This is a genomic window from Paenibacillus sp. 2KB_20 (assembly GCF_052115765.1).
GTDB lineage: Bacteria > Bacillota > Bacilli > Paenibacillales > Paenibacillaceae > Paenibacillus_AQ.
Genome location: NZ_JBFRHH010000013.1, coordinates 150629 through 176098, shown reverse-complemented (window position 1 = coordinate 176098; position 25470 = coordinate 150629). Strand labels below are relative to the sequence as shown.

Annotated in this window: 19 protein-coding genes; 4 read left to right on the top strand and 15 right to left on the bottom strand. The window is 48.5% G+C overall.

Going from position 1 to position 25470, the window contains the following annotated elements; all coding sequences use genetic code 11:
* Positions 1–29: 29 nt before the first annotated feature.
* The 6 genes from AB4124_RS27825 to AB4124_RS27800 form a co-directional block, all read right to left on the bottom strand.
* Entirely contained in the window at positions 30–1688 is a 1659-nt protein-coding gene (locus AB4124_RS27825; protein WP_430107718.1) for an extracellular solute-binding protein, read from the bottom strand.
* A 72-nt stretch (positions 1689–1760) separates the two neighbouring features.
* Positions 1761–2657 carry a carbohydrate ABC transporter permease gene (locus AB4124_RS27820; RefSeq protein WP_098744571.1) on the bottom strand — a complete coding sequence of 299 codons (897 nt, stop codon included), beginning with the start codon at positions 2655–2657 and terminating at the stop codon, positions 1761–1763.
* 12 nt (positions 2658–2669) lie between these two features.
* Entirely contained in the window at positions 2670–3596 is a 927-nt protein-coding gene (locus tag AB4124_RS27815; protein ID WP_098744568.1) for an ABC transporter permease, read from the bottom strand.
* Between the two features lie 47 nt (positions 3597–3643).
* Positions 3644–6715, bottom strand: coding sequence for an alpha-mannosidase (locus AB4124_RS27810; protein WP_441974845.1), 3072 nt, complete (start codon positions 6713–6715; stop codon positions 3644–3646).
* 24 nt (positions 6716–6739) lie between these two features.
* Entirely contained in the window at positions 6740–8974 is a 2235-nt protein-coding gene (locus AB4124_RS27805; protein ID WP_441974844.1) for a hypothetical protein, read from the bottom strand.
* A 164-nt stretch (positions 8975–9138) separates the two neighbouring features.
* Positions 9139–10287, bottom strand: a complete 1149-nt coding sequence (locus tag AB4124_RS27800) for a GntR family transcriptional regulator (protein ID WP_441974843.1) — start codon at positions 10285–10287, stop codon at positions 9139–9141.
* 316 nt (positions 10288–10603) lie between these two features.
* Between AB4124_RS27800 and AB4124_RS27795 the strand changes: the two genes are divergently transcribed.
* The 4 genes from AB4124_RS27795 (at position 10604) to AB4124_RS27780 (ending at position 17129) form a co-directional block, all read left to right on the top strand.
* Positions 10604–12658, top strand: coding sequence for a GxGYxYP domain-containing protein (locus tag AB4124_RS27795; RefSeq protein WP_441974842.1), 2055 nt, complete (start codon positions 10604–10606; stop codon positions 12656–12658).
* Positions 12659–13309: 651 nt separating this feature from the next.
* Positions 13310–14395: a GerAB/ArcD/ProY family transporter gene (locus tag AB4124_RS27790; RefSeq protein ID WP_441974841.1), complete on the top strand. Its 1086-nt coding sequence runs from the start codon at positions 13310–13312 to the stop codon at positions 14393–14395.
* 3 nt (positions 14396–14398) lie between these two features.
* Positions 14399–15928, top strand: a complete 1530-nt coding sequence (locus AB4124_RS27785) for a spore germination protein (RefSeq protein ID WP_441974840.1) — start codon at positions 14399–14401, stop codon at positions 15926–15928.
* Positions 15897–17129: a Ger(x)C family spore germination protein gene (locus AB4124_RS27780; RefSeq protein WP_441974839.1), complete on the top strand. Its 1233-nt coding sequence runs from the start codon at positions 15897–15899 to the stop codon at positions 17127–17129. Before AB4124_RS27785 ends, AB4124_RS27780 begins: the two co-directional genes overlap by 32 nt.
* A gap of 141 nt (positions 17130–17270) precedes the next feature.
* Here the strand turns inward: AB4124_RS27780 and AB4124_RS27775 are convergent, their stop codons facing one another.
* The 9 genes from AB4124_RS27775 to AB4124_RS27735 all read right to left on the bottom strand — a co-directional run bounded on the left by AB4124_RS27775 (position 17271) and on the right by AB4124_RS27735 (position 25469).
* Positions 17271–17438: a hypothetical protein gene (locus AB4124_RS27775; RefSeq protein ID WP_339273272.1), complete on the bottom strand. Its 168-nt coding sequence runs from the start codon at positions 17436–17438 to the stop codon at positions 17271–17273.
* Between the two features lie 375 nt (positions 17439–17813).
* Positions 17814–18668 (bottom strand): protein phosphatase 2C domain-containing protein, encoded by an 855-nt coding sequence (locus AB4124_RS27770; RefSeq protein WP_076323449.1) that lies wholly within the window; start codon positions 18666–18668, stop codon positions 17814–17816.
* Positions 18669–18709: 41 nt separating this feature from the next.
* Complete coding sequence (locus AB4124_RS27765; protein WP_441974838.1) at positions 18710–19123, bottom strand: DUF4184 family protein; 414 nt, start codon at positions 19121–19123, stop codon at positions 18710–18712.
* 141 nt (positions 19124–19264) lie between these two features.
* Positions 19265–20257: an LLM class flavin-dependent oxidoreductase gene (locus tag AB4124_RS27760; RefSeq protein ID WP_076323447.1), complete on the bottom strand. Its 993-nt coding sequence runs from the start codon at positions 20255–20257 to the stop codon at positions 19265–19267.
* Positions 20258–20278: 21 nt separating this feature from the next.
* Positions 20279–20761, bottom strand: a complete 483-nt coding sequence (locus AB4124_RS27755; protein WP_430133927.1) for an RrF2 family transcriptional regulator — start codon at positions 20759–20761, stop codon at positions 20279–20281.
* 334 nt (positions 20762–21095) lie between these two features.
* Complete coding sequence (locus AB4124_RS27750; RefSeq protein ID WP_441974837.1) at positions 21096–21968, bottom strand: sugar phosphate isomerase/epimerase family protein; 873 nt, start codon at positions 21966–21968, stop codon at positions 21096–21098.
* A gap of 15 nt (positions 21969–21983) precedes the next feature.
* Complete coding sequence (locus AB4124_RS27745; RefSeq protein WP_441974836.1) at positions 21984–23654, bottom strand: ABC transporter substrate-binding protein; 1671 nt, start codon at positions 23652–23654, stop codon at positions 21984–21986.
* Between the two features lie 30 nt (positions 23655–23684).
* The gene (locus tag AB4124_RS27740; RefSeq protein ID WP_076323443.1) at positions 23685–24581 is read right to left on the bottom strand and encodes a carbohydrate ABC transporter permease; all 897 of its coding nucleotides are present in this window, start codon (positions 24579–24581) and stop codon (positions 23685–23687) included.
* A 15-nt stretch (positions 24582–24596) separates the two neighbouring features.
* Positions 24597–25469 (bottom strand): ABC transporter permease, encoded by an 873-nt coding sequence (locus AB4124_RS27735; RefSeq protein WP_441974835.1) that lies wholly within the window; start codon positions 25467–25469, stop codon positions 24597–24599.
* Between the last annotated feature and the right edge of the window lies 1 nt (position 25470).

Below are 25470 nucleotides of genomic sequence, written 5' to 3'. Positions count from 1 at the left end.
TTACAGGGCTCCCTTGATGATGGAAGTCATCAGTTCGGCATCTGAACGGTTACCACGTCTTTCCCCTTCAGATTTTCGTTCGTGAACTGCATCGCTTTCTCATATCCGGTCTTGCGGAGCTGTTCTCGTAGTTCGTTAATGATGCTCATCGCCGCTTCATCCGATTTGGCGAATACCGCTTCCTTCCAGGCATCCCCCATTCGATCCATCGATGGCTTCAGCATTTCCCATTCCGGCGCCTTCGTGATAACATCGCCCGGGTTATAGGCGGTAATCACGTGAATGCCGTTCGGTCGGAGGATTTTGCGGGCATTCTCCATGGCGTCAAGCCGTTCCTGTTCGGCCCAGATGTCTCCGCCAGCTACCGAATTGATGCGATCAAGACCCGTTAGTGATTCCAGGCCGATGCTGATGCCTTCGTTCTTGCGCAGCTTCATGTTGGTGTCCGTGCTGAATTTGTCAAACCATTCCTGGTTGGCAACCGGCTTGCCATCTTTCATGTCCCAGTGAACGCCCTGAACTCCATATCTGGCCAGCATGAAGCCTTCGTCCGAGGCCATGAAATCCAGGAACTTCAGCGCTGCGTCAACGCAAGCGCCTTTACAGTTCTTGGTGATGGCCGTCACGTTGTTACCCTGAATTCCGAGATCAACCGGCCTGTCCGGCTCGACGTCAGCGCGCTCCAACGGGCCGAGAGGAATGTAGTCGCTGCCCGGATGCGAAGTGGCATACTCCTTGGAGGCATCCAGAATGGCCGGATAGTGTGCGGCGAGGATGGCGATGCGGCCTTGGTTGATTTTTTCCTTGGCGATCGGGTCTGTCTGGGTAAAGGCTTCCGGGTCCAGCAGCCCTTCTTCAACCAGCTTGCGATAGAACAGGGTGTATTCTTCATAGCCTTTAGTAAAAAAGTCGCGCTCAACGGTGCCATCGCCCTTGTCTACATAGCTTGCACCCGAGTAGAACATGGTGTTGCCGATGCCAACAGCCCAGCCGTTACTGAAACCGCCCAGCGGAAAGACCGGCTGGCCGTTCTCCTGTAGGTTGGCATCCTTGATTTTTTTGAGGAAGTTGTAGAAATCGTCCTTCGTCACAACGGATTGCGGATCGACGCCAACTTTCTCGGCGATGTCTTTGCGCACGTAGAAGCCATAAAGCCAATCCATGCCGTCTTCGTTTGTGGCCGGCTGATTTTGCAGCAGCAAATATTTTTTGCCATCGTAAGCGTCAATCGCTTTCTCATATAATGCTGGCGGCACATTTTCTTCCGCGATGGATTTGGACAAGTTCGGGTAATCCTTCAGCTTGTCCGATATATCCACCAATTGTCCCTCTTTGGCAGCCTTAATGATGCCATCCAATTCTCCGCCCCAGGCTGGCCCTGTATAAATATCCGGCAAATCCTGCGTGGCGAAGATCTGGTTTACCTTCTCCGTCTCACTGCCTTTCGTATATTCCCATTCGAGAGTAACGCCGGTTTTCTCCTTGATGACTTCCTCTACGGGCGTTATGGCATCGGAACCGTTTGAACCATTCCAATTGTGTAGTATTTTGAGTTTGTATGAATTCTCTCCTTCTGCCCCTTCTCCGTTATCTCCGTTCCCTGATGAATTCGTGCAGCTGATCAGCAAACCTCCAACCATGATGGACACGAGCAATGCGGATACGCCTTTCGACCAAATCCTCTTCAAACCTATCGCCTCCTGGAATATGGATATCAATGATCTTGGTAAAGCTTTAGACAAATTCCGGGTCAGGATGACCTAACCTTTAACCGAACCGATCATAACCCCCTTTACGAAATATCGTTGTAAGAACGGATAAATGCACAAGATCGGAAAGACCGTAATGACAAGCAAGGCCATCCGGAGTGATTCCGGAGTTGCGCCGGCGCCGCTGGTTCCGCCAATCGTCTGCCCGCCCTGCTGCGCGGCTCGCTGCATCGAATTGGACAGTGCCTCAGCTTCCGTCAGCATTTCTTGCAAGAGGGTCTGCACCGGGATCAAGTCTTTGTTGGATACGTAGTAAGCACCTGAGAACCAATCATTCCAATGGGCCACCCCGATGAACAGGGAGATGGTGGCAAGCACCGGTCCCGAAAGCGGCAGTATAATCCGAACGAAGATTTGAAAATCGCCATACCCGTCAATGCGAGCAGACTCTTCCAGTTCTTCGGGTATGCCTTGCAGAAAGGTTCGGATAATGACGATGTGCATGAAATTGAACAGCATCGGCAGAACATACACCCAGAAGCTGTTGATCAGATGCAGTTTTTGCAGCGTGATGAAGAACGGAATGAACCCGGCACTGAAAATCGTCGGCAAAAAGATGTAAAAGGTGAAAAAAGAGCGGCCCGGCAATGTCTTTTTGGAAAGTGCATAGGCCATGAGCGTACTCAGCACAACATGAAGGAATGTCCCCAGCACGGTGCGCATGAGCGTAATTTGGTACGCCTTCCAGATGCGGGCATTATCGAATACCTGCGCGTAGTTCTCCAGCGTGAATTTACGGGGCAAAAAATAAATCGCCCCCATCATCGAATCCTTTCCGTCGTTAAGGGAATACGCCAAAATGTAAATAAACGGATAGATCATGGAAAATCCGATGATAGCGAGAACGGTATAATTGAACACCGAGAATAAAGACCATTTACGTTTCATAACGTCACCTCCTTAGAACAGGGATACATCACTGACTTTGCGGGCGATGCGATTAACGGTCAGAACCAGGATGAGCCCGATGATGCTTTGGAATAGCCCGACCGCAGCGGCGTAACTGAGACGACCTTCCCGGATACCTGAATTGATGGCATGCACGTCCAGTACGCTGCCCATGCTGGCAGTTGCAGGTCCATTCAGGAGAAGCAGCTGTTCATACCCGGCGCTCATCAGATTCCCTACGGCGAGAATAAATAAGATGATGGCGACATTGCGGATACCTGGAAGTGTCACATGCCACATCTGCTTGAAACGTCCTGCGCCATCTATCTTGGCAGCTTCGTAAAGCTGCTGATCGATACCCGCAATGGCGGCCATGAAGATAATCGAATTCCAGCCGATATTCTTCCAGATGTCAGACCCGACAATCATCTGATAGAACCAGGTAGGGTTGTTCAGGAACTGAATCGATTCAGCTCCAAATGACCCCAGCAAGTCATTGACCGGACCGCCATATGGAGTCAGTAAACGCTGCATGAGCGTGACAACCACAATCCAGGATACGAAATAGGGTAAATAAGAAAGAGTCTGAATCGTCTTCTTGAATTTCATCTTCCGCACTTCATTTAACAGGAGCGCAAGAACGATCGGCATCGGAAATCCGATCAGCAGCTTCATGAGACTGATGATGACTGTATTGCGAATGATGTCACCAGACTGATAGTAATTGAAGAATTGTTCAAAATACTTAAATCCTGCCCAGGGACTCCCGGTAAATCCGCCAACGAAGGTATAGTCCCTGAAAGCAACTTGAATTCCGTATAAGGGCACGTAAGAGAACAGAAAAAACCAGACGATGCCTGGCAGCATGAACAAGTAAAAGAGCTTGTGCTGCCAGATTCGTTTCATGAATCGGTTGTTTGTTAATCGTGACTTGCTCACATTCCCACCTCTCCTTTCAGTGGGGCGGATTGACCGCCCCGGTTACATTAACGGAATCTCAAACGCAGTGTGATGATTTCAAACGGCGTGAAGGAAAGCGCAATTGTGTTGGATGTTATGTCAATCGGCAGTGCGGTAAGGATGTTTTCCATCAGATCCGTAGTCCAGGCTTCGACCACTTCAAATCCGAAATGGAGTGTCGTGCCCGCATGTGTTCCCGAAGTTTCGTACAGACGAACCATGATGTCGTCGCCATCCTCGGCTTTCTTGACGGATTCCACCATAATGTTCGCATGATCCGGTCTCAGAAATGCTTGAGATGACGGTAGCTCTCCTGTCTCTTGATTAGGCATGGAAGGCAAGGACACCGTACGAAGCGGGATATTCAGCTCATTGCCTCGTCGATAGATTTCGGCTTGCACATGGTTCCCTTGATGCGGATATAACGAATATGTGAATCGGTGCGCTGCTCGGTCCGCATCCGGATCCGGATAAGAGCTGCTGCGGAGCAAATGCAGATCCAGCACGTTATGGATCGCCCGATGGCCATATTTGCAATCATTGAGCAGCGCGACACCATAATCCGGCTCCGATAAGTCAACCCATTGATGAGCACAAATCTCGTCCTTCGCAAAATCCCACATCGTATTGCGGTGAGTCGGCCTGCTCAAGCTGCCGAACTGAATCTCGCATTGAACCTGATCCGTGCGTATATTGACCGGAAACGAGGTTCTTAGCATCTTGCCATTCTCTCTCCAATCGACGGCCGTCTCGAAATCGATGCGCTGGCTTCCCTCCGTCAGTACAACGGTCTGCGTCAGCGTAGATTCACCATAAGCGTATTCGAAAACCAGCCCGTTTCGCGGTCCGTCCCGCAGCTCCTGAATATGAAGGAGATTTAACGGCTTGCCCGGATTCGCTGAATAGTCATGACGGAAATCCCATGCATCTCCTTCGTCATGATACACACGAAGATCGTTACCCGATTGGCCTTGCTGAATGACTTCACGAGCTACCGCCTTATCCAAGATCGATAAAATGCCTCCGTTTTGATCAAATTTCACGATCAATTTATCGTTCTCCAGGGTTCGTTCCGAAACTGTAATGTCTAATTCCGCTTCCGGTTTTTCTGGAAGCATTTCAATGCCAGATGCCACTTCAGCTTCGGTTCCAGGATCGGCGACATCTGATATGATGACGTAGCCCATCGATGGAACCAACACGTTATGCCATTGTCCATTCGCGTGCAGCCACTCCCGGCGTTCCCAAGGCAGCGAATTGAAAACGACCGTCCCGGGAGAAGCTTCGGCATCGTGTGAAATGTGTTCTGCCAAATAGCGATAGGTATCGGCAATCATCGCTTCCGTTTGGGATAGCAGCTCTTCATACCGCACTAACGACTCATCGTATACCCGCTTTATTGAAGAGCCCGGAAGAATGTCGTGGAACTGATACAGCAGGACTTCTTTCCAGATCGTCTCCAGCGTCTCGGACGGGTATGTCCTGCCTAACTGGGCAGCCAGCACGGAAGCGAACTCCAACTCACGCAGCGCTTTCTCCATCTTCCGGTTGTACCGCTTGCTTCGCGCCTGACTGGTCAGGGTGCCTTGATGCTTTTCCAGATAAAGCTCACCGCGCCATGTCTGGAACGACTCGCGTTCTTCATTTAATCGCTCAAAGAACTTCCACGAGGGCTCCTGTATGACAGGGGACAGACCAAGCAGGTTCTTCTGGCGTGCCAGCCGCTCCAAATGCTCTTCACCAGGACCCCCACCGCCGTCTCCAATGCCGAAGAGCATCAGGGCATGGCTGGATACATTTTTATCTAAATATTCCCGCTCCGCTTTGGCGATGGAACGAGGGGCTGCCGGGCTGTTGTATGTATCTTCAGGCGGCATATGCGTTAATACAGCGGAGCCATCAATCCCTTCCCACAGAAAGGAATGGTGAGGGTGCCGGTTATACTCGCTCCAGGAAAGCTTCTGGGTCATCATATAATCCACGCCCGACTTCTTGAGCAGCTGTGGCAGGCTTGCGGAGTAACCGAATACGTCCGGCATCCAGAGCGATTTCATCTCCAAGCCGAATTCCTGCTGAAAATATCGCTTACCGTACAGGATCTGGCGTACCAGGGATTCACCGCCCGGCACATTGGTATCCGACTCCACCCACATGGCACCTTGCGGTTCCCATCTGCCCTCACGTACCCGCTCCTTGATCTGTTCATATAACGCGGGATAATGCAACTTCATCCAGTCGTATAGCTGGGGCTGGCTTGCGCCGAATACATACTCCGGATAGCGTTCCATCATGCGAAGCGCGGTAGAGAACGTTCTGGCGCCTTTCCGGATCGTTTCGCGGATCGGCCACAACCAAGCCAAATCGATATGCGCATGACCCACCGCGCTGATCGTTAAGACCGGATCGCCCCCCTGCAAGCTTAATTGTTTATCCAATTGCTTCTTCACTTGATTCACCAGTTCCGGCGAGAAATCCGTAAGCTGCAATGAAACGTCATAGAGCGCCTGATAGATTCTTTCTTTGCGCGCGGTTCCAGCATGGAGCTGCTCGGCAGCTTCCAAGAGCACTTCGACATCGTAATAAAGGCCTCGAATATCTTCCCGGCAGTTCGCGATGACAGCCTCTTTCAAGGTTCCTCCCTGATATTTGCCGAAAAGATCGTTATTGCCCGCATCTGCCCATACTTCAATGTCAGATCCGCTCAGGTACATGTCATGAAGCTGGACAACACGCTTGCCGGGGAGTCCTAATGAAAAATCGAATTCCGAATTCACGGTAGTCAATCCCTGGACCGGCGATCCTTCCGGATCCACCAGGCACAACTCGCCGTTGATGTCGAGTAAGAGAACGAGGTCTTCCTTACGGCTATTTTCCGGAATGCTGCCGGTAAATCGGAACCAGGCACAGTCCCACAGGCTCCCCCATCGCTTGCCATGGACAAGCGTCATTTGCGTGCCCTTCATTCGATCCATGAACGATACGGGCTCGGGCGTAACCCATGCAGTCACTTCCAACTCGGCAACCGGCTCATATATCGCTTCCCGAAGATGGTTTAACATTTGTTTTAATCGTTCCGGCCTTATCGGTTCGTATGGCATGATGATTTGCTCCTCTCAATTACATCAATCGGCTGCAGGTTCAGGTATGAATTTCGCTGGCTTCCAATCAACCTGGATCTCTGCATGGTTCGCGCCCCCATGTTCATACTGCAGCAGCACGGTTAGCGACTGCGGATCCCATACCCACCCAGCAGTTACGACTTGATCCTGAATAACGTACTGGACAGATATCGGCTCTATTGGGCAATACAATCTCGCGCTTGCCTGCAGATTGGACGGCCCTCTAGCAATGAATCGGAAGCCTGATTCCGTCTGGGCAAGCTCCTCGATTCGGGAAGAAGCAGCAATGACGGATACCTTGCCGTCCGAAGGACGTCCAGCCTCAACATCATAGAGCAGCGCTTGTTGCCCTGGACTTAACGTAACCTGATCCAGAACGGATAGCTTCGAATCGAACAAGTTCACGATCGGGCCTGAGATGTTCAACGGCTCATCGGTAATCGATTCCTCCAGAACCGAAGCGATCAGATAAGGCCCGCGCTTGAGCTTGAAATAATGTTTGGGATTCAACGGTCGTTCTGCGCCGTGAAGTGCTTCCAGCGTGGCTTGAACGGCGTGCCGCAGCTGGTCTGCCCCTGCTTTGGATAGGGTGAGGTCAGTTGGATGTTGATCTAACCAGCAGACGACGCCTTTTCCTGCCTGATGGATACCGTCCGCTTTCTCCTTCAGACCAAGCTGCTCAAACAGATGCTCCCGCGGCGAGTTATACTTCGGGCCAAACAGGTTATCCTTGTGGTCATTGTTCCACCATGAACGAATGCCATGATACGGGTCGCTATCATCGCCAACATAAATCAACGCCCCGCCATCCTGCACCCACTGGGCAAGAGCATTATGAATGTCCGGATACTCCGGTTTGATGAATTCATAGCTTAGAACCAGCACCCGGTAAGGATCCAAATAACCCGGATACCGCCTTACATTATCCAGCTGAAGCGGACGAACCGGTAATCCATGCTTCAGCAGCGGGAGCGACAGACCGTAAAAAGGGGAGAAATCAAGAAGCTCTGTATCCCCTTCCGCCTGAAATCCTTCAGGGTCCGTACCGTCGTATTTACCGGCATCGGGCGCTTGTGGTTCCGGCTTCATCCGCTGAAACATCGCGGAGTCGGCAATCAGAACGCCAACTTGCAAGTCATCTTCTGCCGATTCGATCACTTCCTGGTCCATGTTGCCCAGCGTGTGCATGACCTGAAGCAGCGTCGTTGCATAGTCAGACGGGATGGACTCCTTACCGGAGCCATCTTCGGATGGATAAGTTCCTTGAAAGACTCTTCGCGGCCAGGGTGAAACTTCGTAATGGGCAACTCCGGGATGCAGCAGTGAGGCAACAACGGTTTTTAAGTAGTTCTGTTTGTAATCCGCCCAAGTGTGGTTCGGGTTATCCTCGATCGGATCATGCAAAAACCACATGCGTCTGTCGGTTCCGCGAACCAGCTCCTGCATCACGCCATATTCGAGGTAAGCGGTTTCAAACGTCCGTTCCTTGCGTTGCCCTTCATACACGTTCGGCGTCCTTGATGTCCCCGTCCAGATCTGTGCAATGTACCCGTCAATGGATGGAAGCTCAACGAGGCCGGATTGCGGGCTGACAATTCGCCACTGCGTATAATTGATCAAACTATGGGTCGGAACGTAAAAGCGAAGGACTCGGCCGAAACGAGTTAGCGCGTAATCCTTCATCTCTGCACATAACCGGTCCAGCACGCGTGTGTATAAATGCGCTTTCAATTTAGAAGCTCGGTATTGTGCGTCAGGTGAAGCGTGTGGCGGAATCCATGGCTCTTTGTAATACAGCAGCCATTCCCGCTTAAACGCTTCCGAATATCCGCCATTCACCCAGAATTCGGGCTCCTCCAGGTGGATGGCCTCTACACCCGCATCAACAGCGACGCGTATTCGATCCGCTAAATAGCGGCCAAAGGAAATCGTCGGCACCATGTAAGGAATAACCGGTCGTTTCCCATGCAGGATCATCTCACCATGACGATCGGTCTGCGCTTCATCCCAATGTGATAAGCCGTCAACCTCTCCGTCCAGGTAGTTGTTGTATGTCCCCCATGCGACTCCTGTCATCAAATGGACGATATATCCTTTTTCCTTCCATTTCTGAATGCGCTCCGGCATCGTTTCGTCAATTCCGTAGACCATCACAAAGTCAGTCTGAAGATCATAGTCAGGATGATACGGAGCCGATTCCTGAAACCCGGTTCGCTCTTCTCTGCGGTCTTTTGGCACGTTCTAAACCTCCCTGCTCAGGTTAGATGTACTTTTGCTTCTTGGTTAGCCATCATTTTCTAGAATATAATATATAATATCAATATATTCAATATGTTTTTTAGAGAGAATTAAAAAAGCCTTCTCCGTTAGTTAACGGAAAAGGCTTTTCCTTAGCGTAAATATTAAGTTTGTGGAACATGACTCGACGTTTGGCGGATCACAAGCTCAGGCTCAATCAGCAATTTGCTGTAGCTCTTCACTTCTCCATGACCGCGTAATACTTCGAGCAGTTTTCCGGCTGCCTGATATCCCATATCCCATTCAAACTGCTTCACATGGGTAAATATGCTGAATTCCTCCACGATGGAAGTCGGATCGTCGAAGCTGACGATCGAAACGTCTTCCGGCACGTTAAGCCCCGCTTGCTTGGCCATCTGATAGATTTGTACGCCCAATCTCCCATTCAGCGAAATATAGGCGGTAACCATGCGGTTTCGGATATACCGGTACAGTGGATGAGCTTCGGCATCCTTGAGCACGCTCAGCGGTTTGAAATCCGTAATCATATGCGCCGGATTGATTAATGCGCCTTTGTCTTTTAAAGCATCAATGTAACCTTCGATCCGCTCCTGAACCGTGACGGTTTGAAGGGGAGAATCCGAGCATATGGCGATGTCCCGGTGTCCAAGCTCCCATAGATGTTCAACGGCAAGTCTCGTGCCCCGCCTTCCATCGGCGGCAATATAATGTGTCTCGACCCCAGGTAAATACCGATCGATCAGCACAAAAGGAAACCCGGATAGCTTCATACCCAGTATTTCCTCGTTGTAGTTCTCCTCATCGACCGGGAAAATCAACAGGCCTTCGGCTCCGAGAGCCTTCAGCTCTTTGATGGCGTCCTTTTCTTTTTCCAGCTTGCCATCGGTCAACATGATCATGCTGCGATAACCTTCATGATTCAGTGCCTCTTGGATTCCCTCAATGAGTCTGATCGCGAAATAATCATGGATGGTGGGCATAATCACGCCAATCATGCCCGTGGTCAGCTTCCCGTCTCTTCCCCTAAGCAGCGTTGTCGATGACTGGCCAGCAGGTGAGAAGTCAGCCTCCTCTGCTACAAAACTGCCTTTGCCCGGCACACGGGCAATCAATTTCTCATTCGCTAATCCGGTTAGGGCATTGGCAACGGTTATTTTACTGACATGAAACTGATCCATCAGCTCCTTTTCTGTCGGAATGCGGTCACCTGGCTTCATATTTTCTGCTGCTATGACGTGTCGGATATAGTCCTGGATTTGCTGATACAACGGAATTCGATCGTTTGCACTCATTCTAATCACATCACCAATTCATTCATGATATTTGAAATATATAATATATCCTTACACATACAAGCGCAATAAACAAGCATGAGTCGATCAACAGCCCATTACGACAAACCCTTGATATACCTAGGTTTAAATTGCCTGATTTTCAAGAATTATAGGAAGTTTTGTCGAACTACTTGTAAAAACACACTTGAATATATTAAATATGTGTTGATAAGCGTAGTGTTGACGGCTATTGGGCCGCAAAAGGAGGATCGATGTTTACGGATACACACGTTTCCATTTCTGACCATAGACCATAACAAGGAGTGAATTCGCCATGGCTCGTAGAGTCACGATTCTCTGTTTAGCTATCCTATGCGCTTTTTCTTTAACGACCGGCGCAGCTTACGCTTCGGGAACGAATGCACAGTCAGCGCAACCTAACGGCTCCAAGAACCGCGAACTGCCAAACTTCAAGAAGCCTAAGCATCTGGATGTCGCAGATATTTATGATGCGCCAGGTGACATTAAATTGTTGTTAGGTACTTTGCAGGGAATCGTTAACAGGGAAGAGCCCCGAATCTATTTAATTGAATCCCAGGAAGAAGGGAAATTAACCTGGCTTACGGATATAAAGGTGCCTTACACGCTTCATGAAGATTATTGGGACGTGTTCTCCGCTTATCGGAGCGAGGTTAAAGGCATGATTGTATATGATCCAAAAGTTCCTGATACGATTAATGTCGCCACCACGCTCGCAGGTTTGAAGAATGCGGTCGTTGCCAGTCCGGATCTGGCCGCCCAATTGTCCAAAGCCCCGCATAATTTGAAGATCCTAGACGATCTTCGCGGCAAATTCAATAACCGGCTTGATGCTTACACCTGGCAATATGAGCATCTGTGGAAGCAGACGACTCATCAGATGCTGATCGGGCTGGATCCGGATACAGCGATTCGTATTCCTTCCGGAATGCCTGAATCGTTCGTGACGATTGCCGAAGAGAAGCAACAGGTGCGGGATGCAAGCAACCGTGATACTTATAATCTCGACCTCTCCTCGCTCTTGGGAGAATCAGCGGTTTATCTGCGCTTTGATGATGCTTTCACCCAGGATGGTTGGGGACCCGCAGTACATGAAGTTACGGTCAAGGCTGACGACAAAGAGATAGCGAGATTCATTGCAGGAACCCCTGAAGAAGAGTCTTATCTCTATGATCGGCAAAACTCGAAGTTCAGTGAAGGCCAAGGCGGTCACCGCTTTGCCGATAACGGCAGTTATTTTGTGTATGAATTCACTCCGCCTGCGGGAACTCAGAAACTGACCGCTGAAGTCGATATGTGGAACCAGTACAAGGTTTCGGCAGGGAATATCCGTCCTCCCTCCGCCGAGCAGCAGGAACCCTATGGCTATTTAAGAGATTACGCCGTCGCCAATAAAGCGATGGTATTCTGGCTCGATTCCAATGTACCTGAGCAAAAGGCGCTCTTCGAGAAAATTATGTCCGATGTGAAGCCGGGCACCCCTTACCTCGGCTGGTTCAGCAATGATGTGGAAGGTGAGTTCAGCTCGGTCGAGATTGCCTCCCGTTACGGCGTCTATGTGCTGGCAGCCGATTGGTTCAGCAATCTGACGGTCTTCTCGGGAACCAAGCCGGATTTCAAGCTGGCGAAAACGCCTCCTCGGCCGGCGCTTGAGAACAAAATTTACGTAACATACACCTTTACGGAAGGCGACAACTTTCAATATAACCAGCATCGCATGCGCGTCATGTGGGATGACCCGGCCAGAGGCAAGGTTCCGATAAACTGGACTTCAAGCCCACTGCTCTATGAAGGTGCCCCTGCCATATTGAATTACTATCAAAACACGGCAACGGAGAATGATTTGCTTATTGCCGGGCCTTCCGGTGCCGGTTACTTCTATCCGAGTCCATGGCCTGATGCAAGCTTCCGGGCGTTTTTGCAGCAAACCGAAAAGTATATGAGAAAGACAGGAATGACAATCCCTTATGTACTGAACCGAGTTGATAGCGAGAATGTGCCGTTGTCACCGGATAAAGCAAAAGCTTATGAGGAGGAATATAACGTACCTGGGTTATTTATTAGTTATGAAGACAAATACGGAATTGAAATTATCGGCGACAGCCTGCCCGTGTCTACGATCCGCGGGATCAGCACCGTTCAAGACGGATTGCAGGTGCTCAATGAAGCCAAAGCGAATTGGGATGGTAAGTCACCGTTGTTCGTCTCGTTCGGTATGTTAGCATGGAGTATGACTCCATCCGATGCGCTGGCCCTGACCGAACAGCTCGGGGCAGATTTCAAAGTCGTTCGCGCCGATCATTATTTCTCCTTTATTCGCGAAAGCTACAACTTGCCAATCAAGAAATGATCATTCCCGTTAAACAAGTGACAGATATTTAAGGGCATCGCAGGTCCGATTATAATTGGATCTGCGATGCTTTTGTTATGCAATTGAACTACTGCCCCACCCCTTGGTTACGGGCTTTGGAGACAATAGTTAATGATATTAAATATAGTTAATTAACGTCATTAATTGACGATACATTCCCCATTCATTGATTATATTTAATGTGATTAATTAATTCAATTAATCACATTAAATAATTGGGTCGACGGTATGGTTACTGGATAGAAATCATTTTCTTAGAGCAGTAAAAACCCACGACTTCATGCTCTCCATGCATCCTCTAAAAACCAGAACAGCCCCCCCACTCCACACAATTGCCAACCCGATTTTCGATGTTTCGCTATTTAACAGACAGATGATTTCCCCTGATTATTTCTTGGGTAATCGCAAAAACCACATCCATTCGACAGGCGATCCGACTTTTCCATGAAACCGATTCGCATTCCCGGTCCCAACTTAGTAAGTAATCAATGACCTGATATCCCCTCCCCATTCTGTTCGCAGCCACATACAGGATGGTTGTACTTCTTCACCTCATACATAAAATGCGGATAATGGAGAATACTCACTGTATCGAATTAGCATGTATTCCCTCATATGGAGAGTAGTATAATGGCCACAACCAAAAAGATATCCTTGATCGATGTATATTTCATCATGCTGTTATCCTTGGGGATAACCAATCACGTAATCCTGATCCCTCTTCTTCTGCAAACCGCAGGCCGCGATGCATGGATGGGCACCCTTATGACCATGATCCTTCATATCGGCTGGGTTTACATTTTGTTTTTTATCATGAAGCGAACACACCAACAGTCTATAATCGTCTGGTTCAAAGATTCTTTTGGTCCGGTCATGGGTTGGATATTCGCCAGCATAATAACACTCTACTTTTTTTGGATGTCCATGGTCATATTAAGAGAAACGGCGACCTGGATTCATGTCACCTACTTGCCGAGAACGCCCAAAACGGTCGTCTCGCTAACCCTTATCCTGTTGTGCGTATATGTGGCAAATAACGGTATTCGCTCGATAGCCATCATATCCGGAATCCTGCTTCCCACTGTATGGGTGTTGGGACATTTTGTAGCTGTGTCGAATCTTCAATATAAGGACTATTCATTGTTGACGCCCCTACTCGTGGAAGGATACACGCCTATGCTCAAAAGCATGATCGTAGCCGGCGGCGGGTTTATGGAGATGATCGTACTGATCTTTCTTCAGCATCACATGAAACGAAAGATGAACTACCTCTCGATTGTCATATTATCTATTCTTCTGGGCGGACTCACGTTGGGACCATTGATGGGAGCTATCGCCGCATTCGGACCTGTTCCCGCCATGGAATCCCGCTATCCCGCATACGAACAGTGGATGCTGGTCACCATTACCAAATATATAACACATGTCGATTTTTTGGCTTTGTACCAATGGATATCGGGCACATTAATTCGTATTTCTCTGTTCCTGTTTATCATGGCGGACGGTATTTCCTTTAAAAAACCAAAACAGCGCCTTTGGTATTTATTAGGAGTGGGTGTCGCATTGTCTGTCTTTTCCTTAATTCCGGTAATCGATAGACAAATCGAGTTATTCGTTCTGGGCAAATACTCGCTGGCATTCTTAGGCTTTCTTTCCGTGCTGACGCTTTTCATTGCGATTGCAGTAGCATTTAAACCTAAAACAAACGGAGGATAAAAGATGATAAATCACAGACCTCGAAACGGTATGTTCCGCCGAAAATCGAAACAAACCAGGTTTAATGTGGACCGTGAGCCCGCATCCGACACGTTGGATGAAGAATCCCTGCGTGCCATGTTTGCCAATTCTGCGGATGTCGTCATCAAATCTTTCCCGGGAAAGCATGAAGATGGTATTCCCGTATTGTTGCTCTACAGCGAAGGCATGGTTGATTCCAAGCTGATAACCCAATATGTGCTGCCAGATCTGGAAGAAAAACTGGAACGCTTCAATGATTGGGAGCCGTTAGCCAGAGAACTGGATAAATCGATGGAATGGAGCAAAATTAAACAGCCTGCCGATGTCGTAAAGTTTCTGTTTGCAGGACGAATGATACTATTTTTTTTAACAGAAAAATGCTTTTATTCCATCGATCTCGCCGCGCGTCCGAATAGACAACCTGAGGAATCCAATACGGAGGTGGCTATCAAAGGGGCGAGAGACGCCTTTACGGAGGATATCATTACAAATGTGGCACTCGTCCGAAAAAGACTGCGTACGGACACACTCCACAATGAACAATTGATCATCGGCGATCGCAGTCAGACCCGAGTTGCTCTTCTGTATATTTCCGATATTATACGCCCTGAAGTAGTCAACGAGGCTAAGGAACGATTAAAAGGCATCAAAGTCGATGCACTTGTAACCAGCGGCCAACTGGAGGAGGCGCTTTCCGATTCTACCCTGTCCCTGTTTCCACTTATGGACTACATTGGCAGGCCGGATTTTGTCGTGGAGTGCTTGCTTAAAGGGCGTTTTACCATTCTTGTGGATGGATCGCCAATGGCATTGATTGCACCATGCAACTTACTGGAATTATTAAAAACACCAGAAGATTCTTATTTCCCTTACCACTTTGTAATCTTTGGGCGACTTCTCAGGTTGTTAGGTCTATCTCTTGCCATTATGCTCCCGGGATTTTGGGTTGCCTTGACATGCTACAACATGGATCAGCTTCCCTTTCTCCTTCTTGCGACCGTCACCGTCTCCAGATTCGGGCTTCCGCTTTCCGCGCCAATGGAGATCTTATTAATGCTGGGCATGTTCGAATTATTCAGGGAGGCTGGGATCAGGCTGCCCAAAGCAGTCGGTCAAACCATTGCTGTCCTGGGCGGTCTGATTATCGGCGATGCTGCCATCCGCGCGGGACTTACGTCGCCCACCATGCTGGTTGTATCTGCAACAACCGCAGTTGCGACTTTTACATTAGTCAATCAAACACTAAGCGGGACGGTCAGCATTATTCGTCTATATGTGCTGGTATGGTCTTCCTTGCTAGGCATGCTCGGATTCTTCATCGGAATATTAAGTCTCATTGCCTACCTCTCTGTATTGGAATCCTTCGGTCTTCCGTATCTAGCTCCTCTATCACCATTAACCTACAAGGATCTGTTGAGCTCCCTCTTAAAAAAACCATGGGCTTTCAACAAAAACCGACCGGAAATGCTTCAGACGATAGATGACACATCTGAAGAAAGGGAACCTACATGAGATGACAATTTGCGTCAGAATCATAAAATTAATGTTGTTAATGGTAATTCTAAATCTGTTAACGGGTTGCTGGGACATCAAGGAAATACAAGACATGAATTACATCACGGCCATCGGCATCGATCAGGAGGACGGTAACTTTGTTGTATATACCCAAATGATGGATTTTACATCCGTAGCCAAATCCGAAACCGGAAAGGCGGAAAAGCCATCCCAAGTGTGGACTTCCAAAACAAAGGGTAAAACATTGGACATGGCGATAAACGCCCTATACGATACCTTACAGGAACGAACCAGCTGGAGCCATATTTCCTGTATTCTACTTAGTGAGAACGTGCTGAAATCAAATGTCCTAACCAAACTGGATACCATCGGCCGGTATCAGGAGGTTCGTATGACACCTTGGATATATGGTACAAAAGACTCCATCGATCAATTGTTTACTGTCCCTGCGTTTTTCAACCTCTCCCAATTGAATACGTTAGCTCATGAACCTACTGAGGAGTTTAAACAAAGATCCTATATCGTACCGATTCGATATTTCGATTTCATGGCGCTGATTACAGAACCAGCCAACACGGTGTTGCTTCCTAATCTGTCGGTTGATAAAAAGACCTGGAGCTTAAACCAAAAAGATAATCCGAAATTGGTGATTAACGGAGTATTTGCTATATCTAAAGGGGTATCGAATGGATTATTCACCAATGATAAACTCACAGGCTTGCGTTGGCTGGAAACCGATACGAAACGATCTCACATCCTGATCACGAATAAGCGCGGCGAATATGCAGGGGTCGTGGTATTAACAAATCCCAAAGTTCGCAAAGAATTAGTTATTGTTAACGGCATGCCCAAATACCGCGTTCATTTGAAGTTAAATGGAAGCGTGGATGAAGCTCTCGATGACATGACCAAGGCTGAAATCGAAATACAGGCAGCAGCGGAAGTGCGGGAGGAAATTCTAACTACGTTTAAAAACGGGGTTGCTTCAAAAACGGACCTATTCAGCTTGGAGCACCTTTTTTTTAAGAAAGATTCCCGACTTTGGAAAAAAACATATCAGTCGTCTTCCCAACCGATTGATCCAGGCGCTCTGGAATCGGTTCAAGTAAAAGTCCATCTGGAGCATGCCGGCATGAAGTTGCTGCCTCATCATAAAGGTCCGAATACCCCAACATCCAAAAACGAACCAAACTCCTAATTCAGCTATAAAAGAATCCATGACAAAGGCAGCCTGTTCTAATGATCAGAACGGCTGCCTTTGTATTGAAGTGGGAATTCCATGCTATTTATGATCAAGATAAATAAACGTTCTGGGATCGGATTGTTTAAACACTTTTAGTTATACGACAACTTCAACGCCGTCTTCCTCGAACAAATCATCATACGCAACGTAGAGGCCTATAGCTGAGGCAATCAATATTAAAATGGCTGCAATAAACGCCAATTGTTTAACCGTCGCTTTTTTCGAATTTCCTTGTCTGCGTTTTCTTTGCGTTCCTTGGCCCATACTACATACCTCCCGCTTCCATGCCATTACCATAAAATATGAATTGAACATGAAAATGTTGTTAGGCAAAGTACGCTTATATCGTATTCTGGTTCTAATGGTAAGTTTGCTGCTTTTGAGGTACGTGAATGTGGAAGGGACGCACGGAAGTTTCAGAACCCTGGTACTTGATATCAGCTTGATCATGAGTCATAGATTTTTACCTCGCTCTCGAGTTTTACTTTATGATAAAAGCAAAACACTGACGACAATGTGTCAGTGTTTCCTAAAAAGATCTCTCATATGGTGAGGGTGCCCCATTATCCCGCAATAAAAAAACAACCCGTGATATACACGGGTTCTGGTACGTAATTAATGTTTTTATCGATTGACCATCTATGGGTTGTTAAAGTGAAGCACCATGCCTGTTTTGTCATCGGATTTTTTGAATCTTGCATGTTTTAAGCACTCAGGGTCAGCCTCTTCGATCTCTATTAATTCGCGCGCGTACTGCTCAACGCCCGTTTCGAGTATACGCTGTGCGACATGTTCCCAGTAAGAACGATGACTCGGCACATCCTTGGTAGGCCAAAACAAACCATCCGATAACATGATTACGTGCTTCAATCGTGACCTGTTGATCTTTCCGTATTCGAGAAAATGGGCGGCGTGGGCTTCCCCGTTTAATACGCCATAGCCTCCATTTGTGTTACTCTGAAAGCGATTCTCCCTGATGATATCAATCACCGTCCCGTGGAGGTCTTTTTGATTGGACAATCCCTTACTCACGCCCTCCTCCCATTTTGCGATCGCCGGAGATTCTAAATGAGCGACTTGCCTCCAGGTTAACGGGCGAACCTCCCCATCTTGGTATACGGCAAGAATCATGCAGTCGCCTGTCTGAATAAATTCCACACGGTCCTCTTGAATTTGAACAAGAGCAAGGGCAGTACCCCAGAGGCCATCTTTTTTCTTCATATTAATATTCGCTTGCAGCATAAGTTCTCTTAGCTTTTGGTTTGCTGCCGCAACATGCTCCGTAAGCTGTTCAACTCGGTCCAGTGATTCGAAGTAGTTCTTCACGGTTTGAGCAGCGATGTATCCTCCGGTTTCCTTCTTGTTGCTGAGGTATGGGACGATAGATGAAACCCCATCTAACACGCCATACAATGAGGCCCGCTCATTTATGACAAGTGCATCTTCATTTAAAAAGTGGATTCCCCTATGCGTGAATTGCTCAACGGTTAACATAACGATCCTCCTGTCGATTCCTATTCGATTTACTAGATTTGCTATCTGCCCCTTGCAGCCTGCCAAAAGACAAGACACGTTACAAGTATTACAAGCATGAAGCTGCTGATGGCCGGTACGACAAGCTGTAATACAAACGTCATCCCTTCACCATCAACAACCGTTTTCATGGCCATGAGCATAACCAGAATATAGATCACCACAAATACACACCAAAAAGGTAGAACCGGATACGAATGATCTCTTTGCATTGATGCTACATACAAGTGGCGATGAATCCAGCATAAGATCAGGATCAACCCAAACAGACTACTGCCATGCTGACATACTTTATACACCGGAATTTGTACGGGGCCGATATGTATCAATTGGGTGAGGAAGGGAATCTGATTGAGCAGCGATTTCTTCTTCCACCAAGGCATCGTGATGACGGGATGAGCGAATGTAAACGGCATAAGATCTCCTAACTGCTGCGAACGATGGCAATAGCTAGTTTTTTACTATTCTAACAGATTCGCTCTCGTAAGGGATGAAGATAATTTCACCTTTATAAAAAGGGACAGGCATTTGCCTATCCCTTCACCTACTTTATTGAATTAAAGCAGCTCGCGTGCAAGCAGGCGATAAACCTCCAGCCGCTTTTCCTGCGAATGCGGAATGCTGCATATCATCGCTTCCTGGAATCCGTAGTGCGCTTGCTCTTCCTGTAAGCGTGCCGCGATATCCTTTACCGCTCCCACAAGATGAATCTTGCGGCCTTCCTGAATAGCCATCCGGTCGATTTCCGTTAAGGACACATTCTGAGCTTCTTCGGGCGTCAGCACCTGCGTAATCCGGCCCTTGCTCATCATCAATCGGAAAATATCCTGCGGCAGCGCTTCATACTCGGCTTCTTCCTTCGTTTCGGCCGTTGTCACCATATAGGATACGTTAATCTCCGGCTTTTCCATGAATATGGATGGTTGGTAGTTATCGCGGTAATGATCTAATATCTCGTTGCTCATCGCTCCGTTAAAGAATTGCGCGAAGGAGTACCCGACCCCCATCTGAGCCGCTTTTAAGGCACTGTTGCCGCTAGAACCGAGCAGCCACACTTCCGGCAGGGCAACTTCGGTTGGAGCAGCGGCGTTTTTAGCATACAGCTCATCTTCCGGAACCTCATCACGAAGGAGCTGCATGGTTACGGCCAGCTTATCATACATGTTATGAAGCATCAGCTGCCGCCCTTCAGACAAAGCGTACATCGCACTTGTATCACCGCCTGGCGCTCGTCCTACACCGAAATCAATCCTGCCCGGAGTGAAAGCGCTTAACGTCTTAAATACTTCCGCGAGTTTTAGGGGAGAATAATGCATCATCATGACGCCGCCGGTACCGATGCGAATCCGATCGGTTTTTGCCGCAAGCCGGGCTGCCGTCACTTCAGGTGCGGAGCTGGCAAACGTATTTCCCCCATGATGCTCGGCCATCCACATTCGGCTGTATCCCAATTCATCTGCCAGAATAGCCAGTTCTTCCGCTTTTTTCAAGGCGCCTTCCGCTGTGTTGCCGCTTGTTACGGGTGCCTGATCCAATACGCTTAGTCTCATGAAATTTCATCCCTTCCTCGGTTAGATGACCATTTTGTTGTTGATCCATTCCTCTAAAGCCGCAACCTTATCCTTAAAGCGTGTACCGCACATCTCCTCTGACAGCGAAGCAATGGTCTCCCGCTTTAATACAGCCTTCCAGGAAGATTCCGCTTCCTCCATTAAATCGGATAACAGACAGCAGCTCTCTTCTTTTTCCAAATCCAACATGTCTACCAGAATTCCGTTGCATGAATAGAGGGACTGCTGTCCTTCCACCGCGAGGTATACATCGTATACACGGATATCCTCCGGTTTCTTTTTTAATCTAAAACCGCCCTTGATACCGGGTACTGATGTGATGATGTCTGCTGTTACCAGCTTCCTTAACAGTTTCTGAAAATAGGTTGCCGATGTACCCAACTGCTGGCTAATCGCTTCCCCGGGCAGTACCGCCTTGTCCGGCAGCATATTCAATAGAACCAGGGCATACACCGACTGTTCCACGCCGGTTTTCATATGCATCTAACAGCACCTCAATTCACGAAAATATCAGTTCGTTCGTTATCTAAACTACTTACGCATCTATCCATTCACGATTAAAGAGGATAAACAATATCCACGTTATATCTTATATGAATTCGAACCGAATGTAAAATCATTGCCAATCTGATGCAATGAGGAACACAACCAATCTATATCCAAGTGCCAAGTCATTAGTTCATATGATGAAATAAACGCCTCTAACTCAAGGTCTCATAAAATAAAAAAGTCGCGCTTAGCGCGACTTTCAGGCTGTTCTGTTCTGTAATTCCATGTATATTTCGCTATGAGCATATAATTTCCGTAACGCAACCACCTATGCTTCGTCCCATAACCGCTTCAGATTGTCCAGACCCAGCCGGGTTCCTTCCCGGCATTCTTCCATACCTTCGAATTCCAGCGTAATATCTCCGTCATAACCTTCAGTCTTAATGAGACGCAGAATCCGGCGAACATCGACATCACCCTGGCCGAAGATCGAGCCTCGAAGGTAATTGCCGTGGGATGTTCTGAACCATTTCCCCCCACCCGGGTCCTGATCAAACGGACGATAATAGAAGTCTTTCACATGGATGAGCGAGGCAAACGGTAAATTTCGTTTCACACCAACAAGCGGCTGCTCGTCAACGCATAGGAAGTTCCCGATATCCAGCGTCGTCTTGAAGTTCGGGCGGTCGACCGCCTGAAGCACACGCTGTACACGATCGCTCGCCTGTACGCTCACGCCATGGTTCTCGATTGTTGTCGTAATACCATAAAAGTCTGCGTAATCTGCTATGAGCCGACATCCTTCCACAATCATATCCAGATGGGTTTCGACATAATCAATGCCCATCTTCTCCGGCGGCAGCGTGAACGCCGTCACGTCATGACGCATATGCTTCATTCCTAACCGATTCACCGTATCCACATGGCGCTTGATCCGCTCAACCTCGACATCGAAGGCGTCCCGGCTCTCCTGGACAAAATTAGCGGGCATCGAATAGTTGGATAACGCTATGCCGACTTTCGCCGCCCGCTCACGCACCGCATCGGCAAGCCCGGGATTATCCTCCAGCGTAAATCCGTAGGGCACGATCTCCATGTGCTGCCCGCCGTTCTCCGCGATCCAATCCACCACATCCAGCACTGTCATCTCTCCTGCACGGATAGCGGGCAGCAAACTGTAGGTGCTTACGCCAACTCTCATCCTGCAATCCCTCCTTTATTTGCTTCTTCCATCATACGCTTCCTGATAAATTTCCAGATAGCGGGCTACGTTCATTGCTTCCAATTGCTTAACGTAACCATCCCAGTCCTTATCCAGATCGGCATCGCCGATCACGAAGCGGGCCATCATTTCGTCAACATAATCATTGATCGTCTTGGACAGATCCGCTACCTCGGACGCCTGCTCGTTCGTTAGAAATAACGGCGGCACGGTGCTGACATCCGTAGGTTTGTAAGGTTCGTATTTATTTTTCGTTTCATTGTACAGAATGACTTCCAGATCGTCGTCTCCTTTGGCAACGGCGCTCAGGCGGAAATCATTCGTCCGCAGACTCGGACCGGTTTGAATCCAGGCTATATTCTGTACCGTGCCGTAAGACTTCAGCTCTGACCAGACCGCGGGCTCTCCGTTGATGCCGATCTCTCCGTCCTTTGCGTCCCGCCATTCCTCGTCCGGGCGACCATACACGCTTCGCAGTGTATGCTCCCGTTCGTACAGCCCATCCGCCCATCGCAGGGCAAGCTCAGGATGCTTGGCCTTCTTCGTGATGACAAAGGCACCCGGATTCAATCCGGTGGAATCCAGAGCAGCATAGCGAACTCCGTTCGGTCCTTTGAGCGGCGGTACCGTCTTATATTCCAACCATCTTCCGCTTTCGCCGAGGAGTTGGGTAAATATACCCTGGTGCCCGCCGGTTGAAGCGCCAAGAAGTACGTTATCGGGGTTCTCGCCGATCTGGATCAGCTGATTGTCATCCTGCGTGAATGACTCCGGAGCGAGCAGCCCCTCAGCGTACAGCTTATTCATGTACCGCAAGCCTTCCCTCCACTCCGGTTTGTTGAAGGCGACGTCAAGTTTATCGTCTTTTATGAATATATGCTTGTAACTTGAGCCGTAAACCGGATTATAGATGAAGGAGTTCAACAGGAACGCATCAATGGAAGAGCTCCAGGATTTCGGTGAAATCGACAACGGAATTTCATCCTGGACGCCATTCCCGTTCGGGTCTTGTTCTTTAAAAGCTTTCAGCACCTCGTACAACTCATCCGTGGTTTCCGGCATCTCCAGATTGAGTTTCTTCAGCCAAGGCTCGTATATCCACATTTTCTGGCTCATGGAACAGTGGTAGCATTCATTCACTTCCGGAAGCGCATAAATATTGCCGTCCAGCGCCGTTATTGTGGATTGGATCTCCGGGTTATCCTGGAATATTTTCTTCGTATTCGGCCCCTGCTTCTCAATCAAATCATTCAACGGAAGAAAGGCGCCTTGCGAGCCGTATATCATCTGCTGCGCCGGCGAAATATTTAAACCCATAATGACGTCTGGATAATCCTCGCTGGCAAGAACGAGATTCAGCTTCTCCTGCATGCTCTGCTCCGGAACGACCTCCCACTCGATGTGCACATTCGTTTTTTCTTCATACCATTTGGTGAATTCATTCGTTTCGAAATTCTCGACCAGCGGATTTCCCCGCACCATCACCTTTAACGTGGTTTTCTCTTGAACCAGCGGATAGGTCCCCGGTGCGGATAAGGCGATTGGCTCGGTACCCGCATTTGGCGTCTCATCCGAGACCTTCGGGCTCTGTGAACCCGTACAACCTGCAAGAAGGATACTGAATGCGGTGAATGCCCCCATGATCACCCGTGTTCTTTTTCTCATAACGTCCCGCCCTCCTGAAATATGGATGTTTTATCCCTTTAATGATCCGATCATGACCCCTTTGACAAAAAATTTCTGCAAAAACGGATATACGATCAACAGCGGTACCGAGGTCACCACGATCAGCGAATATTTCAGCAGCTCCCGCAGCCCTTGCCGGGCCGCAGCGGTTTTGGCATCGCCGAGCATTTCGATATTCACCTCGTTCTGCACCAGAATATCGCGAAGCACGAGCTGGAGCGGGTACAAATCCGCGCTCTTCAAATAAATCATTGCGTTGAAATATTGATTCCAGTGTCCAACGGCATAGAACAAGGCAATGACAGCCAAGATCGGACCCGAAAGTGGCAGCACGATGCGCCACAGGAAGCGAAAATCCGTACAGCCGTCCAGCTGTGAAGCCTCCAGCAGTTCCTGCGGGATGGTCGTCTGGAAATACGTGCGCATGATGATGACATTCCACACCGACAGTGCCCCTGGAATCAGCATCGACCATATCGTGTCAATCATGCCGAGATCCTTCACCAGCAGGTAGGTCGGGATCAACCCTCCATTAAACAGCATCGTGAACACGAACAGCAGCATGAACATGTTTCTGCCCCGAAAATCTTTGCGTGACAACGGGTATGCTGCCATGACGGACAGAATGAGATTGATCATCGTGCCTGCCAGCGTATAGAACAGCGTGTTCATAAAGCCTTTGGCAACCATTGTATTTTTGAATACCGCACGGTAGCCTTCGAGGGTCGGTTCGACGGGCCACAGCCATACCTTTCCCGACAAGACCGCGCTGCTGGAACTGAATGAGGCGCTGACTACATATATCAACGGATACAACACAATGATTAGGAAAACGGATAACATCGCGTAGTTGACCACCGTAAAAACGCGATCCGAGCCGGATTCCTTCATGGCAGGTGATTGCATACAAGTCCCCCTTCCTTACCATAGACTCTCCTGCTTCAGCTTTTTGGCCGTTTGATTCACGATCAACAGCAGCACGAAACCGATGATCGCTTTAAACAACCCAATCGCCGTGGCATATGAAAAATTCATTGCTTGGGATACCAATCCTACCTTGTACACGTACGTGTCAATGACTTCGGATGAACGCAAATTCAGTGCATTCTGCATTAACAGAATTTTTTCGAAGCCGGTCTCGAGCATTTGCCCCGTATTCAGAATGAGTAAAATCATGGCGATGGGCATGATGCCCGGGAGATCAATGTGGCGCATCCGCTGCATCTTCGTGGCTCCATCCATGACGGCTGCTTCATGGAGAGCCGGATCAATCCCTGAAAGCGTTGCCAAAAAAATGATGCAGGAAAACCCGACATTCTGCCAAATATGGGACCATACATAGATCGACTGAAACCAGGAGGCCTCCGCCATGAAATGAAACGGACCCAGGCCGATCCAGCCGAGCATCGTATTGATGAGTCCCGTTCTTGGATCCATAAACTGCAGCATCAAGCCCACCAGCACGACCAGAGAGATGAAATAAGGCGCGTATGTAACCATTTGGACGGTGTTCTTGAAGCGCCGGTTCCTCACATAATTCAGTCCAAGTGCAAGCATAATGGGAAACGGGAAACTGGCTAGCAGTGTGTACAAGCTGATGGAGAACGTATTCTTCAGCAATCGCCAGAATTCATGCGATTCAAAGAAGCGTTCGAACTGGGCAAATCCTACCCATGGACTTCCGTTGATCCCCTTCGTGACATTGAACTCTTTAAACGCAATTTGCGCGCCGTACATCGGCACATACTTGAAAATAATGATGTACAGCAGCGGAAGAAAAAAAAGCGCATACAAC